Source organism: Bacillus sp. FSL W8-0223 (genome assembly GCF_038006805.1).
GTDB classification, from domain to species: Bacteria; Bacillota; Bacilli; order Bacillales; family DSM-4216; genus Bacillus_O; species Bacillus_O smithii.
Genome location: NZ_JBBOVX010000001.1, coordinates 2,464,756 through 2,485,932, shown reverse-complemented (window position 1 = coordinate 2,485,932; position 21,177 = coordinate 2,464,756). Strand labels below are relative to the sequence as shown.

Here is a 21,177-nt window from a genome sequence, read left to right as displayed (position 1 = left end):
TATTCTTCGCCGTTTTTTTGATGGGTTCCTACGTACTCACTGTTAAAATAATCGTTTTACAATATCATTTGCTTCTTTCCACGAGTCGACCCGCATCACTCCTTTAGGGACTGGCTCCTGGTTGTAAGGGGTATTGAACAAAATAACCGGAATATCCAATTCTTTATGGATTGAAACAGCATTGTCATGCTTATCCTCAAAAAATATATCCACTTCATGTTTTTTAGCGGCCTCGATTTTGTGGTGAGTCCCGATCAATTCAATGTGATCATAGAGGATGTCGTTCTCTTCAAACCATTTTTTTGTAATATCGAACGCATGATCACCTCTCGCGCTGATAAAGAACAGCTGAAAACGTTTTTTCCATTCTGTTAATACTTCTTTTGCTCCTTCTGCAATCGGGGAAAGTTTATATATGAGCGGTTCCTTTTCCGTGTACCATTTGTTAAAAATGTCTGCCGGGATATTTAATGCTTCTGTTAAATCATATTTTGTAATATCTTTTAAAGTGATGTTTAATTGGAAGTCTTGGTTGATAAAAGGAATTAAACTGTCAGGGGATGTTACTGTACCATCGATATCTATGCCAAACCGTTTTTGTTTCATTTCTCTCTGCTCCTTTGATTCATCCTGCTTTTTTCTGTTGGTCGCTTTTACGGTAATCCGTTGCAAATAAAAGTGTATCATACTTTATTTTTATAAGATACAAAAGGTTTTTCAAACCGAAAGGGCAGGAAAGGTGATGTTGATTAAAATGTCTTTCCTTCAAGTTTTTTACCAAAAGCACCAACCATTCACGGAAGTAATGAGATGCCTGTTCGGTAATATTATAAATGTTCCTGTAACATGGAACCTCAAATGAGCATCCATATTCCGTATGAAAAGCGGGGGATTGCATTGGACGAAGAAAAACAAGGTACAGAAGAAAACGAATATAAAAACACGGATCATAAAGAGGAAACGGCTGCAGAAATTGCCGCACCTGTAATAGATGATCGAGAGGATCATACAGTTCGTGAACGTGAACGGGATGGCGATGAGGAAAACTCCGGAAGTTATATCGGCATCGCCGCGCTGGTGCTTTCCATTATTTCTCTGTTTACTATGCCTATTTTATTTGGCGTTGCCGGCATCATCGTCGGTTTCATGGCCAGAAGAAGAGGGGCTGGGTCGCTTGGAATATGGGCGATCGGCATTGGAGCTGTTGCAGTCGTGATGGGACTTTTTGTCCTTCCGTTCTTTTAGCATTTTACAGAAAAAAAGAGGCTGGCTTAAGCCGGCCTCTTTTTATGCATTTTGTTCTTGCTTTTGTTTTTGATAATATTCTTCTGCAATGGCATCGATTTCTTTTTTCAACTCTTCAACCATTGTTTCTTCAGGTACTTTTCGCACGATTTTTCCTTTTCGGAACAGCAGTCCTTCACCGCGTGCTCCCGCGATGCCTATATCTGCTTCTCTTGCTTCACCAGGACCATTGACGGCGCATCCAAGAACGGCCACTTTAATCGGGGCTTTAATTTTTTGGATATATTCCTCGATTTCGTTTGCAATGCTGATTAAATCAATTTCAATTCGGCCGCATGTCGGGCAGGAAATTAATGTCGCCGCATTGGAAGAAAGACCAAATACTTTTAATAATTCCCGGGCAACCTTTACTTCTTCAACAGGATCGGCGCTTAAAGAAACACGCAAGGTGTTTCCGATGCCTTTGCTAAGAATGGCTCCTAATCCAGCTGCGCTTTTGACGGTGCCGGCAAAAAGTGTTCCGGATTCCGTAATTCCTAGGTGAAGCGGATAATCAAAAGTTCTTGCAGCCTTTTCATATGCTTCGATCGCTAAATTGACATCAGAAGCTTTTAAAGACACGATGATATCGTGAAAGTCGAGGTCTTCTAAAATGCGAATATGGTGCAGTGCACTTTCCACCATTCCATCAGCGGTCGGATATCCGTACTTTTCAAGAATTTTTTTCTCAAGACTTCCTGCGTTGACGCCGATTCGGATCGGGATCCCTCTTTCTTTGGCTGCTTTGACAACCGCTTCTACTTTTTCCCGTTTCCCGATATTGCCGGGATTAATCCGAATCTTGTCTGCTCCGCCTTCAATGGCTTTTAAAGCTAATCTATAGTCAAAATGAATATCCGCTACTAATGGGATATGGATTCTTTTCTTTATCTCGGGGATCGCATTTGCTGCTCGTTCATCCGGACATGCAACACGAACAATTTGGCAGCCGGCTTCTTCCAATTGATGAATTTGCCGTACTGTCGCTTCTACATCATGCGTTTTCGTGGTGGTCATGCTTTGAATAATCAATTCATTGCTACCGCCAATCGTTAAATTTCCCACTTTTACCGGCCGCGTTTTTGAACGATGTATAATTTCACCCAAGTGGATTCTCTCCTTTTGATATCATTAAATTAATAAGCTCTTTTCATTAAATAATTGTACCAGTCTTTGTTGAAATAGCAATAAATAAACTTAAGTTCACTCATATACGGGGAATTTATACGTTCTTCCAACCATAATGTCCTCCGGTTTCAGACCGTTGTTTAATGTTTCGAAGTCATGGATGACTTCGTCAATCGATACCGGCAAAGTTCCCTGTTGAATTCGTTCAGCGACCGACAGAACCGTATCTCCCGAGTGGATTTTGATTTCCTTATAAGGAATGGATGAATGGGCGGCAGGTGCTGATAATGAAAATGGGCTGGTTTTTGGTTGGTTTGACGGAAGAGTTCCAATTTTTAGATCATATCCTATGGCTATAATGACGACAACAAGAGCGAGTAACATTCCTAATCTTTTCATATTTGTCCCTCCGTAGTATACCTTATGACCGCTTTGTTCTTTTTATGAAGGGATAGAAAGAATGTTTTTCTGAAACCACGAATATTTTCTTTATGTTTTCTCTTTAAAATGTGCGTGTTTTTTTTGTTGATCGGTGAAAAGGTTTTGAAGTATCGTCGTTTTCCGCTACAATAAATAAAGCATAATGATCTTTCTCTCATGTATGTTTTATTGGGGGCATAAAACTTTCTGTAAAGACCTCAAATGAGAATGATCGAAAGCAAAAAAAGGGAGGAGACTTTTTTGTCGATTCTTTTTTGGATCCTTATATGGATTTGCATCATCATTGCCTTTATCGGACTCATTTATCCGGTCATACCAGGAGTGCTATTTTTGATGGGCGCTTTCTTGCTGTATGGACTGTTTTTTTCATTTGAACCGTTTAGCTGGGTATTTTGGACGGTTCAAGGGATTTGGGTCGTTTTGCTGTTTCTTTCAGATTATATGGTCAATTACTTCGGGGTCCAAAAGGTTGGCGGTTCCAAAGCAGGAATTTGGGGAAGCACAATTGGGCTTATTCTCGGGCCTTTTGTCATTCCGGTTTTCGGTATCGTGATCGGACCGTTTCTTGGCGCGTTGATTGGAGAATGGGTATTTCATCGGACTTCTTTTTCTCAAGCGGTGAGAATTGCTCTTGGTTCTGTTGTGGCCTTTTTTGCGTCCGTATTGACAAAAGGTATCATTCAGATCGCCATGATCGTGTATTTCTTCTGGCAGATTCATTGATGTCATTGACAGATCGATCATCAGGGTGTTATATTGTGGGTGAAATGAGGAGGACCCTTAGCTCAGCTGGTTAGAGCAGACGGCTCATAACCGTCCGGTCGCAGGTTCGAGTCCTGCAGGGTCCATAGACTTTGTTTAGCCGCAAGATCGTTGCGGTTTTTTTTGTCAAAAAAAATCGCAGTTTTAATTCAGGCGAGTATTGGGAATCCTATCATTGGTCCTTTCGCGAAGAAAGAATTTCAACAAAACAATCCAGCTTAGATGAAAAGGAAAAAGGACAAATAGGGGGCGGGTACATTCCATTTTGGCAAGTGCTTGCCATATTTTTTATGGGTAATGGCCAACACAAATTTTATGCAAACAAAAGCAAAAAAATTGAAAGTCCACACTATCTTTGGTAATGTAATAATTGGAAACGGTTGAATCACATGATTCAAAATTTAAAAATGGATTACATAGGGAGGAATTAATCATGGCTTTTGAACTTCCAAAATTGCCTTATGCTTATGACGCTTTAGAACCACACATTGACGCGAAAACAATGGAAATTCATCATACGAAACACCATAACACTTACGTGACAAAATTAAACGATGCATTGAAAGGAAATGATGAACTTCTCAACAAATCTGTTGAAGAAGTGATTTCTAACCTAGATGCCGTTCCAGAAAATGTACGTACGGCTGTTCGCAATAACGGCGGTGGACATGCTAACCATTCTCTTTTCTGGACGATTCTTTCTCCAAACGGCGGCGGTGCTCCTTCAGGCGAATTGGCAGATGCTATCAACCAAAAATTTGGAAGCTTTGAGAAATTTAAAGAAGAATTTTCTGCTGCAGCAGCAAACCGTTTTGGTTCCGGCTGGGCTTGGCTCGTAGTGAACAACGGTGAATTAGAAGTAACGAGCACACCAAACCAAGATTCTCCATTAATGGAAGGTAAAACTCCTATTTTAGGATTAGACGTTTGGGAACATGCTTATTATTTGAATTATCAAAACCGTCGTCCAGACTATATCCAAGCATTCTGGAATGTAGTCAACTGGGATGAAGTAGCAAAACGCTACAGCGCTGCAAAATAATGACAAAGGCGAATCCTTTCAAAGGGATTCGCCTCAGACTGTCGACAAATCCGAAAAAACCGGATTTGCCGACAGTCTTTTTTTGTATAATTAAGATACCGTAATGAATTGAGGTGGATGAAGTGCTAACAAAAAATACACAGATGAATCGTGATCAAATAGAAATGATAGCTTTAGACCAACTTGTACCTGCAGATCATTTGGTTCGTAAAATCGACGCTGCTATTGATTTTTCATTTATCTATTCGCTTGTTCAAGACATGTATTCATCGGAAAGAGGTCGACCAAGTATTGATCCAGTTGTATTGATTAAAATGGCTTTCATCCAATATACCTTCGGTATTCGTTCCATGCGAAAAACTATAGAGGAAATCGAAACGAATCTGGCTTACCGTTGGTTTCTTGGATTTGGTTTTTATGATAAGGTACCTCACTTTTCAACGTTTGGGAAAAACTACGAGCGACGCTTTAAGGATACAGACTTATTTGAACAGATATTCTATCGCATTTTGAAAGAAGCTGCAGATAAGAAGCTGATAAGCAGTGAGCATGTCTTTATTGATTCTACTCATGTCAAAGCGAGTGCGAATAAGCATAAATTTGTGAAGAAAGTGGTTCGAAAAGAAACGAAAGCCTATCAAGCACGTCTACAAGATGAGATAAATGCTGATCGAGAAGCACATGGAAAAAAGCCATTTCCTCCAGATAAATTTGGGAAAGAAGAATATCATTAGCATTGCATAAATATAGTTAGAATTTTCTGTTAATTATTTTTTGTGAATTTGTGCCAAAAAGACAAAACCTAAAGAAAGGTGGCACTGCCCATTTGGTAAATATATACAGTTAAACCAGAGCGACAACGACAAAAGGGAGATTATGGACTGGCTCGCCCATCAAATTTTCGCAACCAAACATAAGCTGGTTTCCACAGAGCTCTCTTTAACCAACGAGTAATTCGAAGTAGGGATTTCTTACTTTTCATCTCCAATTGAATGAGAACATGTAAGCAATACGTGATCAGGGCTAAGAAAATTTGATTTTGAATAGCTGTTTCACTCATTCCATAAAAGTGCTTAATTTCTACGTGTTGCTTGAGCCATTTGAAAAAGAGTTCAATAGCCCAGCGAGATCGGTAAATATCACTTATCTCTTCTGGTTTTAAATCAAATCGGTTGGTGATGAAACGAAGTAAGTTCCCTTTTGTGTCCATAACTTCTAGTAGACGAAAGACATTTTCAGTACGATTTTGTGTGGTACCAATGTAGACCATTTTATCGGATAGAACGTGACAATCATCAGGAAGTGAAAATGTATAGACTTCACGAATGACTGCGTTTTTCTTCAGTCTTGAAACGAAGAAATAGCCATCATCTGTCATCCGATCAAAACGTTCATAGTCCACATAACCGCGGTCAAACACATACATGGCTTCTTGATCATCCACTAGGACTTCGAGTTGATTTCGGTCATGTTCTTTTGCTGTCGTAATCACTGCTTTTTCAGGATAGACGGTGTCTTTATCCATGAAAACGAGCCGTAAGTGTAGCTTTACACCAGCTTTTGTTTTCCGGAATTTTGCCCATTTATAATGGGTCAAGTTCAACGGGAGTGTACTTGAATCAATGATTTTCAGTGGCATATTCTTTCCGTTTTTATAATGGTACCGTTGAATTTTCCAAACAAGATCCAAGAACAAATTTGCAAGAATTAGTGGGTGGATCTGATTGTTTTTTCGGGATAGCTGAGAGGCACTTATCGATTCAAATCCGAGTGCTTTTTGAAGATCTTCGTCTACAAGTGCATCACTCATTTCCTCTAAGCTCTTAAATTCGAGCAGCTGGGCTACCAATAAAAGTTTAATATAGGCTTCTGTTGTCAGCTTTTTTGTGTAATAGTCCTGTTTCAATTCTTTGACTTGTTCGCTAAGTTTTTGAATATTTATGGGTGAAACCCATTTACCAAATGATGAAATTAGTGTATTCTTGTCCATAATGGTTATCCTTTACGATTGGATTTGGGCAGGAACCACCTGTACTTCCATTGTAAAGGATTTTTTTGTTTCGAAATCAATAAAAAATTGAACATTCTTAGTATTTTGAATCATCAGATTTAATTACTGCAATGCTAGTGGAAGAATATAAAGAAACTCAGCTTTCGCAGTCCAAAATCTTGTTTAAATGCTTGATGTAAATGGTTTTGGGAAGTACAAAATTATCATTTGACATTTTTTAAAACATAAAGAAAGACACCTATTCTTTTGGTAAAATATTGGTGACGAAACCAAATCCAAAAGAAAGGTGTCACCACTATGATAACGAATAAAGACTACTTTGCGCAATTACCAAAAGAAATTAAACAAGGATTTTCCGAATTAAATATTGGATATCATTTAAGAAAAGCGAATATTACGAAACTTTCCGGGTATTCTTGTCTTACTGTTTTCAAACTGATTTTTCTTTTAGTCTTCCAATATAAGAACTGGTTTCGTGCTTTTATGAGTAAACGATCTCAGGATCTGCCCGGAAAGGATACAGTCTATCGCTTTTTAAATACACCAACCTATCATTGGAGAAAGTTTCTGCTTTCATTAAGCAGTGAAATGATCCGTCTGCTTCAACCATTAACTTCAAAAGATCGTGTCACAGCTTTTGTGATTGATGATTCTGTCTTTTCAAGAAACCGTAGTAAGTCGGTTGAACTGTTGGCTAAGGTTTTTGATCACTCTACCCATCAGTACTTGAAAGGGTTTCAAATGCTTACCCTTGGCTGGACCGATAGTTTTACTTTTATTCCCGTTGATTTTGCTCTTCTAAGTTCACCGAAAAAGGAAAATCGCCTGCAAGAAATCAATACCAATATTGATAAACGAACATCTGGCTATAAGCGTCGCCAGGAAGCTCTGAAATCAAAACCGGACGTGGCTTCAGCTTTACTTGATCATGCGCTTGAAAAAGGGATTATAGCTGACTATGTTCTCATGGATTCCTGGTTTACACAAGCGCCTTTAATTGAGAAGATTACGAACAAAGGGTTATTTGTCATTGGCTTGGTGAAGCAATTAAAGCAGCGATACGTTTACAATGGTGAACGTTTCACACTGAATCAACTTTACAAATTGGCAAAACCTCACATGGGTAAAAAAGACATTCGCGGATCCGTTTATGCTACTTTAGACAATGGAATTCCAGTAAAAATTCTATTTGTACGAAACCGTAATAAACGGAGCGAATGGCTTGCCATTCTCAGCACAGATACAACATTAGAAAATGAAGAGATCATTCGTATTTACGGCATGCGTTGGGACATTGAAGTCTTCTTCAAATGCAATAAATCCCTTTTAAATTTAGAGAAAGAATTCCAGGGACGTTCCTACGACATGTTAATTAGCCATACAACCATTGTTTTTACACGATATATTCTCATTGCTTGGCAAATGCGAAAAGAGGAGGATCCTAAGACGATTGGCAACCTTTTTTACATCCTTTGCGAAGATGTAAAAGACATAGATTTTATTACTGCCCTTCAATCACTTATTGACCTTTTCCAAACTTTGGCGGAAGCCGAGGTTTCTTTGAACATGGACATCTTTAAAAATCAAATGAATAAATGGTTGGCCACTATACCTAATTATATCAAGCAATGCTTAAATATTTCTGTGTGCGAAAGTTGAGTAAAGAAATAAAAGAAAGTACCACTGATCCGGAAAGTGGTTACTACGTAAAAGACGAGCGAACAAAACAGTTTGCTTACTCATTCCATGCTGCTGCGGATCGAAATGGCTTTGTTTTGGGGGCTATTGTAACGCCAGGGAATATTCATGACAGTTCCGTATTGGAGCCACTTCTTGAAAAAGTCATCAAAAAACATGGAAAACCGGTTGTAGTTGCTGCTGACGCTGGATATAAAACTCCCGCCGTTGCCCAATACATATTTGAAAATGATATGACCCCTGCTTTACCTTATACTCGCCCTCGTACAAAGGATGGTTATTTCAAAAAACATGAGTATGTTTACGATGAATACTACGATTGTTATCTTTGTCCGCAAGGACAAGTGTTAAAATATGCAACTACGACGAAGGAAGGCTATCGTCAATATTTTTCTGATCCAGTCCAGTGTAAAGATTGTCCATTCCTTTCGAAGTGCACCCAAAGTAAGGAGCATAAAAAACTAATTCAGCGACATGTATGGGAATTTTATTTAGAGGAAGCTGATCATCTTCGGCATACACAAGAGAATAAGAGCATTTATGCAAGACGGAAAGAAACCATTGAACGTGTTTTTGCTGATGCAAAGGAAAAGCATGGTATGCGTTGGACAACCTTAAGAGGTCTAAAAAAATTGTCCATGCAGGCGATGCTAACTTTTGCTGCAATGAATTTGAAAAAGATGGCTTGCTGGACATGGAAAAGTCCAGCAATAACATAAAATAGACCCCTGGAGGGGTCTATTCCAAACATTTGAAAGCATAAAAGTGACAAAAGGCATCCGAAAGCGCACATTCGGATGCCTTTTGTCTACACTCTGAGGCGAATCCTTTCAAAGGGATTCGCCTTTTCTTGTATAAGAGCCCCCTTTGTTTCAAAAGATAGGAGAGAGACAAAGGGGAGTTTTTTATGAACAAACAATACAAAAAATGGTTTGGAGATGTAGAATTAACAAAAGAATTGCTGATTTTATTAACGATCGGCGGATGCTATTCTTTAAGCGTGGCGCTTTCCAACACATTTGTAAACATTTATTTATGGAAACAGTCCGGAAAGTTTATGGATTTGGCGATTTATAATTTAATGGTGGTCATCTTTCAGCCATTAACGTTTATTCTCGCCGGGAAATGGGCCAAAAAAGTCGATCGAATCATGGTTTTGCGTATGGGAGTCAGTTTCTTGGCCCTTTTTTATTTATCTGTCCTTTTTTTTGGCGAACGGGCCCATGAATTTTTAGCTATTCTCGGCGCTTTGCTGGGAGTGGGATATGGTTTTTATTGGCTGGCGTACAATGTCTTAACGTTTGAGATTACGGAACCAGAAACCCGTGATTTTTTTAACGGATTTCTCGGAACGTTAAGTTCAGCCGGAGGGATGGTCGGTCCCGTTTTAGCCGGATCCATTATTTCACGGTTTGAGTCGTTTGTCGGGTATTCCATTATCTTTGCCGTGTCGCTCGGTTTATTTACGATCGCTGTTCTTTTAAGTCTTATGCTGAAAAGAAGGCCGGCGCATGGTCAATATTTTTTGAAAAGGATATGGAAGGAGAGGAAAACGAATCAGAATTGGAACCGAATTACGATTGCTCATTTTTTCCAAGGTTTGCGGGAAGGAGTGTTCGTATTTGTTATTTCCGTTTTCGTCTTTATTTCGACGGGAAGTGAATTTTCGTTAGGTACCTATGGGTTGGTGAACTCAGGAATTTCTTTTATTGGCTATTCTTTAGCTTCGCGTCTGATCAAACAGGAATTTCGGAAGCCAGTGATACTGGCTGCAGGTGTGGTCCTATACTTGTCCCTTTTTTTGATTGTGTTTCATCCCACTTTCCCGAAACTTTTGATTTATGCAAGCATGATTGCCATCGCGTATCCCTTTCTACTTGTTCCGTATATTTCGATTACTTATGATGTGATCGGCCGTTCTTGGAAAGCAAGTGAAATGCGGGTCGAGTATATTGTGGTGAGAGAATTGTTTAACAATGCCGGCCGTATTTTTTCGGTTTTATGCTTTATATTCGCCATTCATTTTTTTCCTGAACAAAAAAGCATTCCGATCTTGTTGTTAATCGTTGGAGCTGGTCATACGCTGATTTATTTTTGTATTCGAAACATTCGCATCGAATAGCCAGTGCTCTTACTAAAGAACGGATCCTTCCATTTTCATCATGGAAAATACAATAAATAAGTCCATGAAAAGGAGGGATCTGATCCAATTACGATATCTTGATTTATAATACACCATACATAATATAAATAGATGTAGATGTACTCACCAAAATGGGCGTATTCCGTTTTAATATTCGATTTTTCCATGTTTTAAAAGAAAATCATCTATCATTTTACATGCTCTTTTTTATAGAAAAATGGCTTGGTTTTGTTTAAAATGATAAAGAGAAAAGAGTTATTGTAAAGAGAGGATTGTTCCCATTGAAAAAAGCAAAGAGAGCAAAAAGAACGCATGTACCGTTTCGGGTGAACATGTTGTTTTTTATTGTCTTTGTGTTGTTTTCTATTTTAATTTTTAGGTTAGGGGTTGTACAAATCGTTCAAGGGGAGGACTACGAAAGGAAGATTGAACGCACGGAGAATGTGACGGCCAATACAAGCGTTCCTCGCGGCATCATCTATGATCGAAATGGTCAACCGGTGGTGGAAAACCGCTCCAAATACGCCATTACGTATACAAGATCGAAAAATGCCGGTCCTAAAGAAATGCTGAAAACGGCCAAAAAATTGGCTGCTTTGATTCACATGGATACGGATAAAGTCACCGAAAGAGATAAAAAAGATTATTGGATCATGACTCATCCGAAAGAGGCGAAACAGAAGATTACGAAAGAAGAATGGAAAAAATATAAAGACAATCAATTGTCTGACGATCAATTATATCAATTGCAGCTGAAGAGAGTCACCAAAAAGGATTTAGCTTCCTTGACAAAACATGACTTAGAGGTATTGGCGATTTATAGTAAATTTAATTCTGGATATGCGATGACGCCGCAGATTGTGAAAAACAACGGAGTGACACCGAAGGAATATGCTTTGGTTAACGAGAATCTCGATTCTCTTCCGGGTGTGGATACAACCGTTGACTGGGACCGTTCCTACGCTTATGGGGAAACGTTAAAGTCTGTGCTTGGGAAAATTTCGTCTTCTAATGAAGGGCTTCCTCAAGATATGCTTGATTATTATTTATCAAAAGATTACAGCCGTAATGACCGTGTTGGCAAAAGCTACATAGAATATCAGTATGAAGACGTTTTGCGCGGACAAAAAACAAAAATTAAAAATATAACAGACAAAGACGGCAACATCCTTGATTCCCAAGTTGTCAGCAAAGGGAAGCGGGGAGATGATCTTGTTCTGACGATCGATATGGATTTGCAAAAAGCGGTGGATGAGATCATTTCCCAAGAACTGTTAAGAGAAATTCCGGGAAGACGATATTTGGACCGGGCTTTTGTCACAATGATGGATCCGCATACCGGTGAAATTTTGGCCATGGCCGGGAAAAAATACGAAATCGACAAAAAAACCGGTAAACCTGAGCTTGTGGATTTTGCCCTTGGCAATATGACGACTTCCTATGCTATGGGGTCAGCTGTCAAAGGAGCCACATTATTAACAGGGTATATGACTGGTGCGATTCATCCGGGACAGTATCTCGTGGATGAACCTTTAAAATTTAGAGGAACCCCCCCTAAGAGCTCATGGTTTAACCGCACCGGCGCCATGTCCATTAATGATTTATATGCTCTTAAGCGGTCTTCAAACGTTTATATGTTTAAAACGGCCATTGCCATCGGAAAAGGAACCTATCGTCCGAATCAAAGCCTTCAGATTGATATGAATGCCTTTAATGTCATGAGAAGCCATTACGCTCAATTTGGCTTAGGTGTGCCTACGGGTATCGATTTGCCGAATGAACAAGTCGGCTATAAAGGAAAGATCGATCCAGGTCGTCCTGGTTTGCTTTTGGACCTTGCGATCGGGCAATTTGATACGTATACGCCTCTGCAAATGGCACAATATGTTTCAACCATTGCCAACGGCGGCTATCGAATGGAGCCGCACATCGTAAAAGAAATTCGCGAACCAGTATCAGATTCCAAAAAGATTGGTCCGGTCATCAAAACGGTTGAACCAAAGGTGCTGAACAGAATCGATGCTAAAACCTCTTGGATTCAACATGTACAAGAGGGCTTTAGAGAAGTCATGCAGGATCCGCAGGGAACGGCTTACAGCGCTTTTCATGATGCGCCTTACAAACCGGCCGGGAAAACAGGGACGGCAGAAGGGGTATATGATGGACCAAAAAGCGAAGAATTTTTGAAAAGAGGTCAACAGCTGCCGATGGTTTGGAATTTGACGCTTGTTGGTTATGCTCCTTATGACAATCCGGAAGTTGCGTTTGCCGTCGTTGTGCCGTGGGTCTATGAAGGAAACGGAAGCTCGCAAATCAACTATCGTATTGGTCGTCGAATTTTGGACAAATATTTCGAACTAAAGAAAGAACGTGCGCAAAAACAAACATCCGACGTCGTCGTGGACGAAATGCCAAAACAGGACAACCAATCCAACGATAAGTCGAAGAGCAAAAGCTCCGATTCAGATAATAGCCAAGGATAATCGAAAAAGGGCCGAAACGAACAGTTGAGATGTTCGTCTCGGCCTTTTTATGTGCGCCCGGCATGTACATGAACTATAGGGTGTAAGTCCCGAACCCCGAAGACAGAAGTAGAGGTTAGCCAAGAGCAAGGGTGTCCGTGGTGACGCGGAATCTGAAGGAAGCTGGAGGCAAAACACCGGTCCGAGGAACACGAACCTCATATAAGGCTAGGTATGATTGAGTGAGTTTGCATAACAAAACAAAGCTCTTTCTGTCGAAGGTCATATCGAGTAAATGAGGCGGATAGATGGTGTGAAAGTGCATGTACTTACCCGGGGAGGTCTGGCGGATATGTGAAGTACTCTTCATAACCTACTTAGTGATAAGTAGCTGAACCGTCAGAAGTCAGCAGAGGTCATAGTATTAGTTGGTCTAGAACAACTAAGAAGGACCGAACAATTAAGAGAGAATAGCCCTTGGTATTCAGTGAGTCATGATGAACACAGAAAACGTAGTACCTCACTTGAGGGAGGAAGCGGTGAATCCCGTGGGAGACCTCTTGGAGGGTGGAGTGACCACTGGCATAAAGAGAACAGCTATTCACGGAAGTTATAAAGACTTGCGTCAATTATCTTAATTGAACCGCCGTATACGGAACCGTACGTACGGTGGTGTGAGAGGACGGGAGTTAATCGCTCCCTCCTACTCGATTATCAAAACCATAATGGGATTGCGTGAGAGAAGCTCTTTTCTTAGCTTCTCTTATGTACAATATGGTCTATCATATCGAAATCGGAAAAACACTTGATGGCTAAAATCGATTATTTTGACTTTGTAATGGTGTTGGCAATATCCTCCATCGTCATTTGCGAGTTTAATGAATACGTACCGATTTGCAGTTTTTTGGAAAAGCCGTTTTGGTTCATGTACTCACTAAATTGACTGGCGCTATTGATGATTTTTTCTTGTTCCAAACGTTGGGCGATTTGATCTGGCGTCGTTCCAGGCGATATCGTTAACCGGAACGAACGATTGGCATTGTTCGTTTCTTTAGATGACTCATTCTTCGTCTTGCGAGATGTATCCGCCTGCAGTTTTTCGCGCTTCGAGCTATATGATTTTCGATTTATCGGCTGATTACTTGACTCTTTCGGGGAAGAAACCGTGTACCCCTGTTTTTTCAATGCGTGTATCATCTCTTGAGTGCTCATACTGGCTTCAGGTCGATAAAAAAACTGTACAAATAAAAATAAGGCCAATGCTGCTGAAAGCAATCCAAAAGCGAATGCACGTACTGTTTCTCTGCTCATTTCCATTCCTCGCTTTTTATTGTCTTGCGGGTTTTCGATTTTTTATTTTCAGAATCCGTTTCCAATCATCCGGATTCTTTGCATCCCGTCATCAAAAAATCATGTCCTTCTTATATTCATTGCTTTGATAGGGTTTTAAAATTTGTTTGACTTGGCTGAGAGAAAGGGAAGATTGTTTGGCGATTTGATCCATGCTCTTTCCTTGGAAATATAAGGATATCACTTGATTGCGAATGATTTCGTTCACTTTTTGACGGGAATTTTTCTCTTCGGAATAGGGATCTCCCATTAAAAGTTCCTCTTCTAAAACTTTCAGCTTCTTTTTCACCTGGTAATTTTCTTGAAGGAATTGAAGCGATATTTCTTCTAGCTGCTGTTCCATCGTTTTGAAACGACTTTTCATGAAGAAAGATAGAATGAATAAAAGGAGCGATGCGGCTAATAATCCCAAGATAAATCCATACATACTTTTCACCCCAAATCGATATAGATACTGTTAGTTATAGCATATTCCGCAAAATTCTTCCATACATCATTGTAGAATAAGAGTATCTAATAAACGAAGGGAAATTTAAAAAAGGTGCCTGAAAACACATTGGTGGACTCTTAATCTGTGTATAAAGGGAAAGAGTCGATAGGGAATGGTAGATGAGAGCAAAGGGGCCTGTGCAAAGAATCGTCATGATCCATAAGTGGTGGGTCTATGCAGAGAAAAGAGTTTTCTTAATTTATTTTGAAAAAATCAGTCGATCAGAATGGATAACAAGCGGTGCGGCAAATTTTGACAAAATGCGTTTATTGTGGAAAAGCGGCAGGGGTGATACCATGAAGATAACGAAAAATATACTGAATGCGAGAAATGGCAACGGAGGACCAAAAAGAAGCAAGAGAGGGCAGATGAAATGGTGCAAACAACTTGGAAGCCATTTGTGAATGAATTATCGGCGGCTCTTCTTCCGTTTCAAAAAGCGCTATGCTCATGGATCATAGATGAGCGATTTGTTGCGGCCGTGATGGAATTTTATCAAAAACCAGCTAACGAACATATTTGGGATTTGCGGCTGTATGACATAACGGGTATTTGTTTCGATGGCAATAATGCTTGTAGTGCCCAAACATTTAAAATAGCGAAAGATCATCATTATTGGATCATAAAAGGATTGCAATCAGGACATTCTTACATTTTTGAATTGGGGTTTTGGACCATTACCCATGAATTTTTTCCTCTTCTTCGTTCTAATGAAATTCATTGTCCTAGTGCCGAAACAGGGGCTGAAAAACTTTCAGATGGGGTGATCAGCGAGGATAGACAACGACCTAAATGGCGCGGACATATAAGCACCTATTCTTATTATGAATAATGGAGGTGCTTTTGCTTTATTGACAAAATAAGGGAAGCTTTTATTGCAATACAAAAAAGGGCTCTGCGAATAACCTCCTTAATCTTCCCGATTCATCGGAAAAATGGTCCTCGAAATAAACAGAGCAGAAGAATCGACATCCGGAAAACAAAAGCTTTCACGAAAGTATATGAAGGAGATACGAATTTATGATGAGAAGGGAAAAACGGGAAGGAAATGAATTTCTAATCATTGTCCTTTGTCATTTTTGGAAAAATGTTTCGCCCATTTTCTTGCCGGGAGTTTTGCAGCTGTGACCGACTCTTGCCGACTTGCTGTTTTGATGTTTTCATGGGAGTTTCCTCCGCATTTGGCAGGAGGGCTTGCGAGACATGTGGAGGGGTTGTCATTGGCGCTTTCAGACGAAGGTGTTGAGATTCATCTCATCACTGCTGAAAGCGAGGGAATGCCCGTATATGAACGAAAAAACGGCATCCATATTTACCGATCAGGTCCCCTTCATCCAAATGAACCCCAATTTCTGAAGTGGGTCGCCGATTTAAATAGTTGTATGATTCGCAAGGCAGGAGACATTCTCGCCCATCATGAAATACATCTCATCCATGCCCATGATTGGCTGGTAGCAGGCGCAGCGCTTTCGTGCAAACGAATTTTTGGTCTTCCTCTTATCACAACGGTTCATTCCACTGAATATGGTCGAAGCGGAAACAGGATGTCCGATATACAGCGAATCATTCATGAAAAGGAATGCGAATTGATGCTGCAGAGCGACCGCTTGATTGTCTGCAGCGCACCAATGAAAAAAGAAGTCCAACAAATCTTGACTCACCACCCGCCGTTATCCGTTATTGCCAACGGCATCGATACAGAAAAAGATAAAGAATGGTCATCTTCGTGTTTGAGTGGACGCTTTCAATGGCTGAAAGACAAGACGTATTTCTTTTCAATTGGAAGAATGGTATGGGAAAAAGGATTTCAGACTATCATCGAAGCGGCGCCGATGATGGACTCGGCTGATCTTTGTTTCATCATTGCCGGAAAGGGACCGTTGTTGGAACGGTTTCGCCAACAGGTAAAAGAACGCGGTTTGGAAGATAACGTTTATTTTGTCGGATATGTAACGGAAGAAGAGCGCATTGCGTTATTAAACCATTGTACGCTTACGATTTTTCCCAGCCTTTATGAACCGTTTGGCATCGCTGCCTTGGAAGCAATGGCCGCCAAGAAATTGGTTGTGTCCGCCAATACCGGAGGACTCGAGACGTTTATCAAGCACCAGCATTCCGGGATTCTTTTCGAAGCAGGAAATCCCGAAAGTTTAACGAAAGAAATCGTCTCTGTATTGAATCATCCAAGTATGATAGATAAACTGGCACAGCAAGGCTATTATACGGCAAAACACTTATACAGCTGGGAAGAAGCCGCGAAGAAAACGAAAAAGCTATATGAGTCCATATGGACCGTTTAATAGAATCGAAGACGAGGGGACCGTTTTATAAAACAATAAAGAATAGGGTGTGAAGAGATGAAAAAAAAGCAGCGACTCGTAAAAAATGACATGGGTAGCACTCATTTTCATTGCTATTGTTTGGTGAATAGTCGGAAATTTTCGAACATAGATAACGACATTTTCTTTGAAATCGAAGAAAATAACGGTTATGACGGAAAAAAGCTTGATTTTCGCATAGAAAGCAAATCTCCGAAAAATAATGAGATTCAAATCATCTTTGTATTGGCGACGTCGCCAATGGCTGAAAAATCCCAAACAATCGGCTATCTTTCGCCCATAGACGGAACGGTTTGGAGTTTTGAACAAAAAAAGAGATGTATGTTATCGGCCAAAGCAACGAATGGAACGGTGCTGAAAAGCGTTTACCCGGTTAATGAACGAAAAACATTTATGAAGTGGTTTGAAGAGCTTCCATACGGAACCGTTCATTATCATCCTTTTGTTTTCGGGCGGCATGCTGTCATCTTGTCCTTTCGCTTTCACCTTTGTGAAGGAGAATCGGGTAGAGGAACCATCTTGCTGTTTGAACAGGAATATGAGGAAAATCAATATTCCAAGAAGGATCTGCGGGAAAAACAGACTAGCATTTCGAAAAAAAAGATGATATTATAGAAAAGTCGTATGGAAAACGAGACTTGCTTTGAGGTTTGGAGGGAAAAAAATGCGCGTAAACATCACTTTAGCATGTACGGAATGCGGTGATCGTAATTATATTTCTACGAAAAATAAGCGTAACAATGCTGATCGTCTTGAGCTTAAAAAATATTGCCCAAGAGAAAAACGCGTTACTTTGCACCGCGAAACAAAGTAAACAGCAGGCTGTTCCCTGCTGTTTTTTTTGTGCATGTCGACTGCGGCTGTTTCCGTTTTTTTAATATAATTAATAGAGGCAGGTATTAGAAGAACGAAGGCGGTTAAAAGGAGGAGGATGTTTTGGACAAGAAGGAATGGAGAAAGAAAATGAAAAATACGTTGTCATCTCTTTCTAAACAAGAATATGAGCAATATTCTTATCGTATTTCTAAGTCATTGTTTTCAACAAAAGAGTGGCAGGAGGCTGCTGTCGTCGGTGTAACGGTTTCCATCGCTCCGGAAGTGGATACATGGCAGGTGATCCGTGAAGCATGGAATCAAAAAAAGACAGTGGCCGTTCCTAAATGTCTTCCCGATGAAAAAAGGCTCCAGTTTCATACATTAACTTCTTTTCTGGAGTTGGAAACTGTTTATTACGGGTTATTTGAACCGAATCCGGAACGAACGGAAAAAATGGATCCGGCAGATATCGATCTTCTCCTTGTACCGGGCCTTGCTTTTATGAATAATGGCTATCGATTAGGCTTCGGCGGCGGCTACTATGATCGATTTTTAAAACTATATAAAAAGCAAACGGCGTCGCTGGCCTTCTCTAGTCAAATCGTTTCGCAGCTGCCTGTGGAATCTCATGACATTCCTGTTCAAAAAATCATCACGGAAGAAAGGATCATTGAATGTGACAGCATTTGATTGTTTCGTGATGACTGTGATTGTTCTCGTTAGTTTGGCGGGCGTTTATGGAAATGCCTTATCTGTTTCAGGTGGTATCGCGGCCATTATTACGGGTTTGACGATTTATTGGGCTGCCGATTGGAAAGGGCTCGTCGTGCTGGGTGCTTTCTTTTTCTCTTCAAGCCTCTTGTCTAAGTGGAAATCGAAAGTGAAAGAGCCATCGGAAGAACGTTTGGCGAAAGGATCCAGGCGAGATTGGCAGCAAGTATTGGCTAACGGGGGACCGGCTGTCCTTTTTCTAATCATTTACCATTTCGAAAGAGACATACAATGGCTTTGGGCCTTTATCGCTGCCATTGCTGCGGCCAATGCTGATACATGGGCTTCAGAAATCGGGATTGTCGGTAAAAAGAAACCGATTTCCGTAAAAACATGGAAACAAGTCGAAAAAGGTGTGTCCGGTGCGGTGTCTTTAGTGGGAACAGCGGGGGCTGTCGGTGGCGCGGCGTGGATTGCTGTCATTGCATACTTACTATATTTGCCCTCCCTTTTAAGCGTGATCGGTTTCGCCGCAGCAGGCTTTTTCGGAAATGTAATCGATACGTTTTTGGGTGCTTATTTCCAGAGCGAATATGAATGTCCGAATTGCGGGGTTCATACTGAAAAACGTTTTCATTGCGGGAAGAACACCATCCTTAAGAAAGGGCATCCTGTGTTTAACAATGAAACCGTCAACTTTCTTTCAAGCTTATTGGGCGGCTTGTTGGCATGGATGATGATCTAAATGATTCCTTTTTGTCTTTGCCGCTAAGAGATTTTATCCCTTGAAATCTTGAATGAGCGCGTGCTGAAGAAAAGTTGTTGCCGGCTTTTGAAATTAGCTCCATTCATAAGCTCACGAAATGGCGCTGGTCAATCTGTTTTTCTTTATATGAGGAAATCATTCCTTCAATCGGAATAATTGCGACCAATGTATCGCAAATTAATCCTAGGAGGGATGAATATGAGAACAAATTGGACAAAATGGATCGGCTTCGGAGTACTGGCCGTTGTTATATACCGCTATCGTTATCGGCTGGTCAATCTTGCGCTGGGAAGCATGATTCTTAGAAGGGTTGCCGTCCAACTATTCATGCGCATTCCAGGCGTCCAAAACAGAATCATGCGTGTACTGACTCCTGTTACGAGCTATAAATGAATGGAAAATGGATCCTTCAAAATTCTTTACAATTGGATTGTGACTTCGCTATAGTAGAGTCATAATAGATGCGCTCTTTTTGCGCAGTGGCTCAAAGGAATGTGATTTCATGAGTTTTCGCGAAGACTATATTTTTTGGCGCCTTGCTTATTTTTTGTTGATGGAACAAGATTATCGGCTCATGGCAATATCCGATGACCGCCGGGAGTTGTGGTTGGAAAATACGGCAATAAAACGAGCTCCAGTTGTCCGGTTGCTTCGCCATGAACTTGACTGGAGCAATTGGCTGCAAAGGGACATTCAGCTGACGGCAGCAAACGGGGAGAAGATCCGCAAGCGTTTCATGAGAAGAGGGCTCAATGTTGTCAGTATGTATGTATCCAAATACCCACCGGTCGATGATTATGAACATTTGCTGAAAGCACCTTATACTCCGCTCGAGACTTCTCAAACAAACGTCACCCCAATATTGTTCGCTCAAGGTCATGAAGAAGAAGCATTTGATCAGTTGAATACGCTGTTTCAAAATGGAGCTCGACACTGGCATTTTCGTGATGCTTATGAGGAAAGCGAAGTTCGATCCCTTGAACAGCTTGTTTTGACTGGAGCTGTTCAAAAAGAAGAAAAGGATCGAAATTTACTTGAGTATGGCAACCCTTTTTTCACCTACCTTTTTATCGCTGTTCAAGTCGCCGTGTTTCTCTTGCTGGAGATAAACGGCGGGAGTACGAATACGGATACGTTGATTCGATTTGGCGCTAAGTTCAACCCGCTTATTCTCGATGGGGAGTGGTGGCGCTTTTTTACCCCGATTTTTCTTCATATCGGCGTTCTGCATTTGCTGATGAATACGATGGCATTGTATTATCTTGGAACAATGGTCGAGAAAATATTCGGAAGATGGCGGTTTTTATGGATTTATTTGTTTTCCGGTTTTCTCGGTTCGGTTGCCAGTTTTGTCTTTACTCCCAATCTGTCCGCAGGGGCGAGCGGTGCCATATTTGGTTGTTTCGGCGCTCTTTTATTTTTCGGATTTGTAAATCGTAGTTTGTTTTTTCGGACAATAGGGATGAACGTGATTGTGGTCATAATCATCAATTTAATTTTCGGGTTTACTGTGCCCGGAATAGATAATTCGGGACATATCGGCGGATTAATCGGCGGATTTTTAGCTGCCGGTGTTTCCTATGTTCCGAGTCAACGCAACTGGAGCCTTCAGGCGACGTTTTTCCTCCTTTCTTTCCTGCTGACCGTTTTTCTTTTATGGGCAGGATATCATGGCGGATTTTTTCGGATAGCTTAAATTTGGTTTATTATGCCGGTTAAACCCATATCAGCGAT

Annotated in this window: 20 protein-coding genes, 1 tRNA gene and 2 pseudogenes; 17 read left to right on the top strand and 6 right to left on the bottom strand. The window is 40.6% G+C overall.

Annotated elements, in window-relative coordinates:
- Positions 1–42: 42 nt before the first annotated feature.
- A complete protein-coding gene (locus NST81_RS12065; protein WP_048623694.1) occupies positions 43–606 on the bottom strand; it encodes a 5' nucleotidase, NT5C type in 564 nt (187 codons plus the stop codon).
- Positions 607–858: 252 nt separating this feature from the next.
- Between NST81_RS12065 and NST81_RS12060 the strand changes: the two genes are divergently transcribed.
- Positions 859–1,245 (top strand): DUF4190 domain-containing protein, encoded by a 387-nt coding sequence (locus NST81_RS12060; protein ID WP_053083251.1) that lies wholly within the window; start codon positions 859–861, stop codon positions 1,243–1,245.
- Positions 1,246–1,287: 42 nt separating this feature from the next.
- Here NST81_RS12060 and ispG read toward each other — a convergent pair whose 3' ends face one another.
- On the bottom strand, positions 1,288–2,382 hold the full coding sequence (gene ispG / locus NST81_RS12055) for a flavodoxin-dependent (E)-4-hydroxy-3-methylbut-2-enyl-diphosphate synthase (RefSeq protein ID WP_390895381.1): 1,095 nt from the start codon (positions 2,380–2,382) through the stop codon (positions 1,288–1,290).
- Positions 2,383–2,487: 105 nt separating this feature from the next.
- On the bottom strand, positions 2,488–2,811 hold the full coding sequence (locus NST81_RS12050; RefSeq protein ID WP_327796970.1) for a hypothetical protein: 324 nt from the start codon (positions 2,809–2,811) through the stop codon (positions 2,488–2,490).
- 282 nt (positions 2,812–3,093) lie between these two features.
- Here NST81_RS12050 and NST81_RS12045 point away from each other — a divergent pair, with 282 nt between their 5' ends.
- From NST81_RS12045 to NST81_RS12030, 4 genes and pseudogenes are all read left to right on the top strand, one after another.
- Positions 3,094–3,576, top strand: coding sequence for a DUF456 domain-containing protein (locus tag NST81_RS12045; RefSeq protein WP_341029974.1), 483 nt, complete (start codon positions 3,094–3,096; stop codon positions 3,574–3,576).
- 51 nt (positions 3,577–3,627) lie between these two features.
- Positions 3,628–3,701: transfer RNA gene (locus NST81_RS12040), tRNA-Ile, on the top strand.
- Positions 3,702–4,048: 347 nt separating this feature from the next.
- Positions 4,049–4,657: a superoxide dismutase SodA gene (gene sodA / locus NST81_RS12035; protein ID WP_270584037.1), complete on the top strand. Its 609-nt coding sequence runs from the start codon at positions 4,049–4,051 to the stop codon at positions 4,655–4,657.
- A gap of 122 nt (positions 4,658–4,779) precedes the next feature.
- Positions 4,780–5,367: pseudogene (locus tag NST81_RS12030) on the top strand (transposase); the annotation flags it as partial.
- Between the two features lie 164 nt (positions 5,368–5,531).
- On the opposite strand, the gene NST81_RS12025 reads toward NST81_RS12030, so the two are convergent.
- Complete coding sequence (locus NST81_RS12025; RefSeq protein WP_003352762.1) at positions 5,532–6,647, bottom strand: IS4 family transposase; 1,116 nt, start codon at positions 6,645–6,647, stop codon at positions 5,532–5,534.
- Between the two features lie 318 nt (positions 6,648–6,965).
- On the opposite strand from NST81_RS12025, the gene NST81_RS12020 reads away from it, so the two are divergent.
- The 4 genes and pseudogenes from NST81_RS12020 (at position 6,966) to NST81_RS12005 (ending at position 12,992) form a co-directional block, all read left to right on the top strand.
- Positions 6,966–8,327, top strand: a complete 1,362-nt coding sequence (locus NST81_RS12020) for an IS4 family transposase (RefSeq protein WP_087960047.1) — start codon at positions 6,966–6,968, stop codon at positions 8,325–8,327.
- Positions 8,327–9,085: pseudogene (locus NST81_RS12015) on the top strand (IS1182 family transposase); the annotation flags it as partial. The gene NST81_RS12020 and the pseudogene NST81_RS12015, both read left to right, overlap by 1 nt.
- Positions 9,086–9,273: 188 nt before the next feature.
- A complete protein-coding gene (locus NST81_RS12010) occupies positions 9,274–10,488 on the top strand; it encodes an MFS transporter (protein WP_270584038.1) in 1,215 nt (404 codons plus the stop codon).
- A gap of 353 nt (positions 10,489–10,841) precedes the next feature.
- Complete coding sequence (locus NST81_RS12005) at positions 10,842–12,992, top strand: peptidoglycan D,D-transpeptidase FtsI family protein (protein ID WP_053083272.1); 2,151 nt, start codon at positions 10,842–10,844, stop codon at positions 12,990–12,992.
- Positions 12,993–13,793: 801 nt separating this feature from the next.
- Here the strand turns inward: NST81_RS12005 and NST81_RS12000 are convergent.
- Both NST81_RS12000 and NST81_RS11995 read right to left on the bottom strand, forming a co-directional pair.
- Entirely contained in the window at positions 13,794–14,282 is a 489-nt protein-coding gene (locus NST81_RS12000; protein WP_048623690.1) for an endolytic transglycosylase MltG, read from the bottom strand.
- A gap of 91 nt (positions 14,283–14,373) precedes the next feature.
- A complete protein-coding gene (locus NST81_RS11995; protein WP_003355360.1) occupies positions 14,374–14,748 on the bottom strand; it encodes a helix-turn-helix domain-containing protein in 375 nt (124 codons plus the stop codon).
- A gap of 436 nt (positions 14,749–15,184) precedes the next feature.
- On the opposite strand from NST81_RS11995, the gene NST81_RS11990 reads away from it, so the two are divergent.
- The 8 genes from NST81_RS11990 to NST81_RS11955 all read left to right on the top strand — a co-directional run bounded on the left by NST81_RS11990 (position 15,185) and on the right by NST81_RS11955 (position 21,139).
- Positions 15,185–15,643, top strand: coding sequence for a DUF4912 domain-containing protein (locus NST81_RS11990; protein WP_003355358.1), 459 nt, complete (start codon positions 15,185–15,187; stop codon positions 15,641–15,643).
- A gap of 292 nt (positions 15,644–15,935) precedes the next feature.
- Entirely contained in the window at positions 15,936–17,111 is a 1,176-nt protein-coding gene (locus tag NST81_RS11985; protein ID WP_048623689.1) for a glycosyltransferase family 4 protein, read from the top strand.
- A 57-nt stretch (positions 17,112–17,168) separates the two neighbouring features.
- On the top strand, positions 17,169–17,765 hold the full coding sequence (locus NST81_RS11980; protein ID WP_341029970.1) for a hypothetical protein: 597 nt from the start codon (positions 17,169–17,171) through the stop codon (positions 17,763–17,765).
- Positions 17,766–17,814: 49 nt separating this feature from the next.
- On the top strand, positions 17,815–17,964 hold the full coding sequence (gene rpmG, locus NST81_RS11975; RefSeq protein WP_003355353.1) for a 50S ribosomal protein L33: 150 nt from the start codon (positions 17,815–17,817) through the stop codon (positions 17,962–17,964).
- A 122-nt stretch (positions 17,965–18,086) separates the two neighbouring features.
- On the top strand, positions 18,087–18,656 hold the full coding sequence (locus NST81_RS11970; RefSeq protein ID WP_081473110.1) for a 5-formyltetrahydrofolate cyclo-ligase: 570 nt from the start codon (positions 18,087–18,089) through the stop codon (positions 18,654–18,656).
- Positions 18,643–19,422 (top strand): DUF92 domain-containing protein, encoded by a 780-nt coding sequence (locus NST81_RS11965; RefSeq protein ID WP_003355351.1) that lies wholly within the window; start codon positions 18,643–18,645, stop codon positions 19,420–19,422. Before NST81_RS11970 ends, NST81_RS11965 begins: the two co-directional genes overlap by 14 nt.
- 219 nt (positions 19,423–19,641) lie before the next feature.
- Positions 19,642–19,836, top strand: coding sequence for a hypothetical protein (locus NST81_RS11960; protein WP_003355350.1), 195 nt, complete (start codon positions 19,642–19,644; stop codon positions 19,834–19,836).
- Positions 19,837–19,945: 109 nt separating this feature from the next.
- Complete coding sequence (locus tag NST81_RS11955) at positions 19,946–21,139, top strand: rhomboid family intramembrane serine protease (protein ID WP_053083249.1); 1,194 nt, start codon at positions 19,946–19,948, stop codon at positions 21,137–21,139.
- Positions 21,140–21,177 lie beyond the last annotated feature (38 nt).

Bases quoted from the DNA above. Each gene is read 5' to 3' on its own strand.
- NST81_RS12065 (WP_048623694.1), bottom strand. From the start codon at position 606: ATGAAACAAAAACGGTTTGGCATAGATATCGATGGTACAGTAACATCC.
- NST81_RS12060 (WP_053083251.1), top strand. From the start codon at position 859: ATGAGCATCCATATTCCGTATGAAAAGCGGGGGATTGCATTGGACGAA.
- NST81_RS12050 (WP_327796970.1), bottom strand. From the start codon at position 2,811: ATGAAAAGATTAGGAATGTTACTCGCTCTTGTTGTCGTCATTATAGCC.
- sodA (WP_270584037.1), top strand. From the start codon at position 4,049: ATGGCTTTTGAACTTCCAAAATTGCCTTATGCTTATGACGCTTTAGAA.
- NST81_RS12025 (WP_003352762.1), bottom strand. From the start codon at position 6,647: ATGGACAAGAATACACTAATTTCATCATTTGGTAAATGGGTTTCACCC.
- NST81_RS12020 (WP_087960047.1), top strand. From the start codon at position 6,966: ATGATAACGAATAAAGACTACTTTGCGCAATTACCAAAAGAAATTAAA.
- NST81_RS12010 (WP_270584038.1), top strand. From the start codon at position 9,274: ATGAACAAACAATACAAAAAATGGTTTGGAGATGTAGAATTAACAAAA.
- NST81_RS12005 (WP_053083272.1), top strand. From the start codon at position 10,842: ATGTTGTTTTTTATTGTCTTTGTGTTGTTTTCTATTTTAATTTTTAGG.
- NST81_RS12000 (WP_048623690.1), bottom strand. From the start codon at position 14,282: ATGAGCAGAGAAACAGTACGTGCATTCGCTTTTGGATTGCTTTCAGCA.
- NST81_RS11995 (WP_003355360.1), bottom strand. From the start codon at position 14,748: ATGTATGGATTTATCTTGGGATTATTAGCCGCATCGCTCCTTTTATTC.
- NST81_RS11990 (WP_003355358.1), top strand. From the start codon at position 15,185: ATGGTGCAAACAACTTGGAAGCCATTTGTGAATGAATTATCGGCGGCT.
- NST81_RS11980 (WP_341029970.1), top strand. From the start codon at position 17,169: ATGAAAAAAAAGCAGCGACTCGTAAAAAATGACATGGGTAGCACTCAT.
- rpmG (WP_003355353.1), top strand. From the start codon at position 17,815: ATGCGCGTAAACATCACTTTAGCATGTACGGAATGCGGTGATCGTAAT.
- NST81_RS11960 (WP_003355350.1), top strand. From the start codon at position 19,642: ATGAGAACAAATTGGACAAAATGGATCGGCTTCGGAGTACTGGCCGTT.
- NST81_RS11955 (WP_053083249.1), top strand. From the start codon at position 19,946: ATGAGTTTTCGCGAAGACTATATTTTTTGGCGCCTTGCTTATTTTTTG.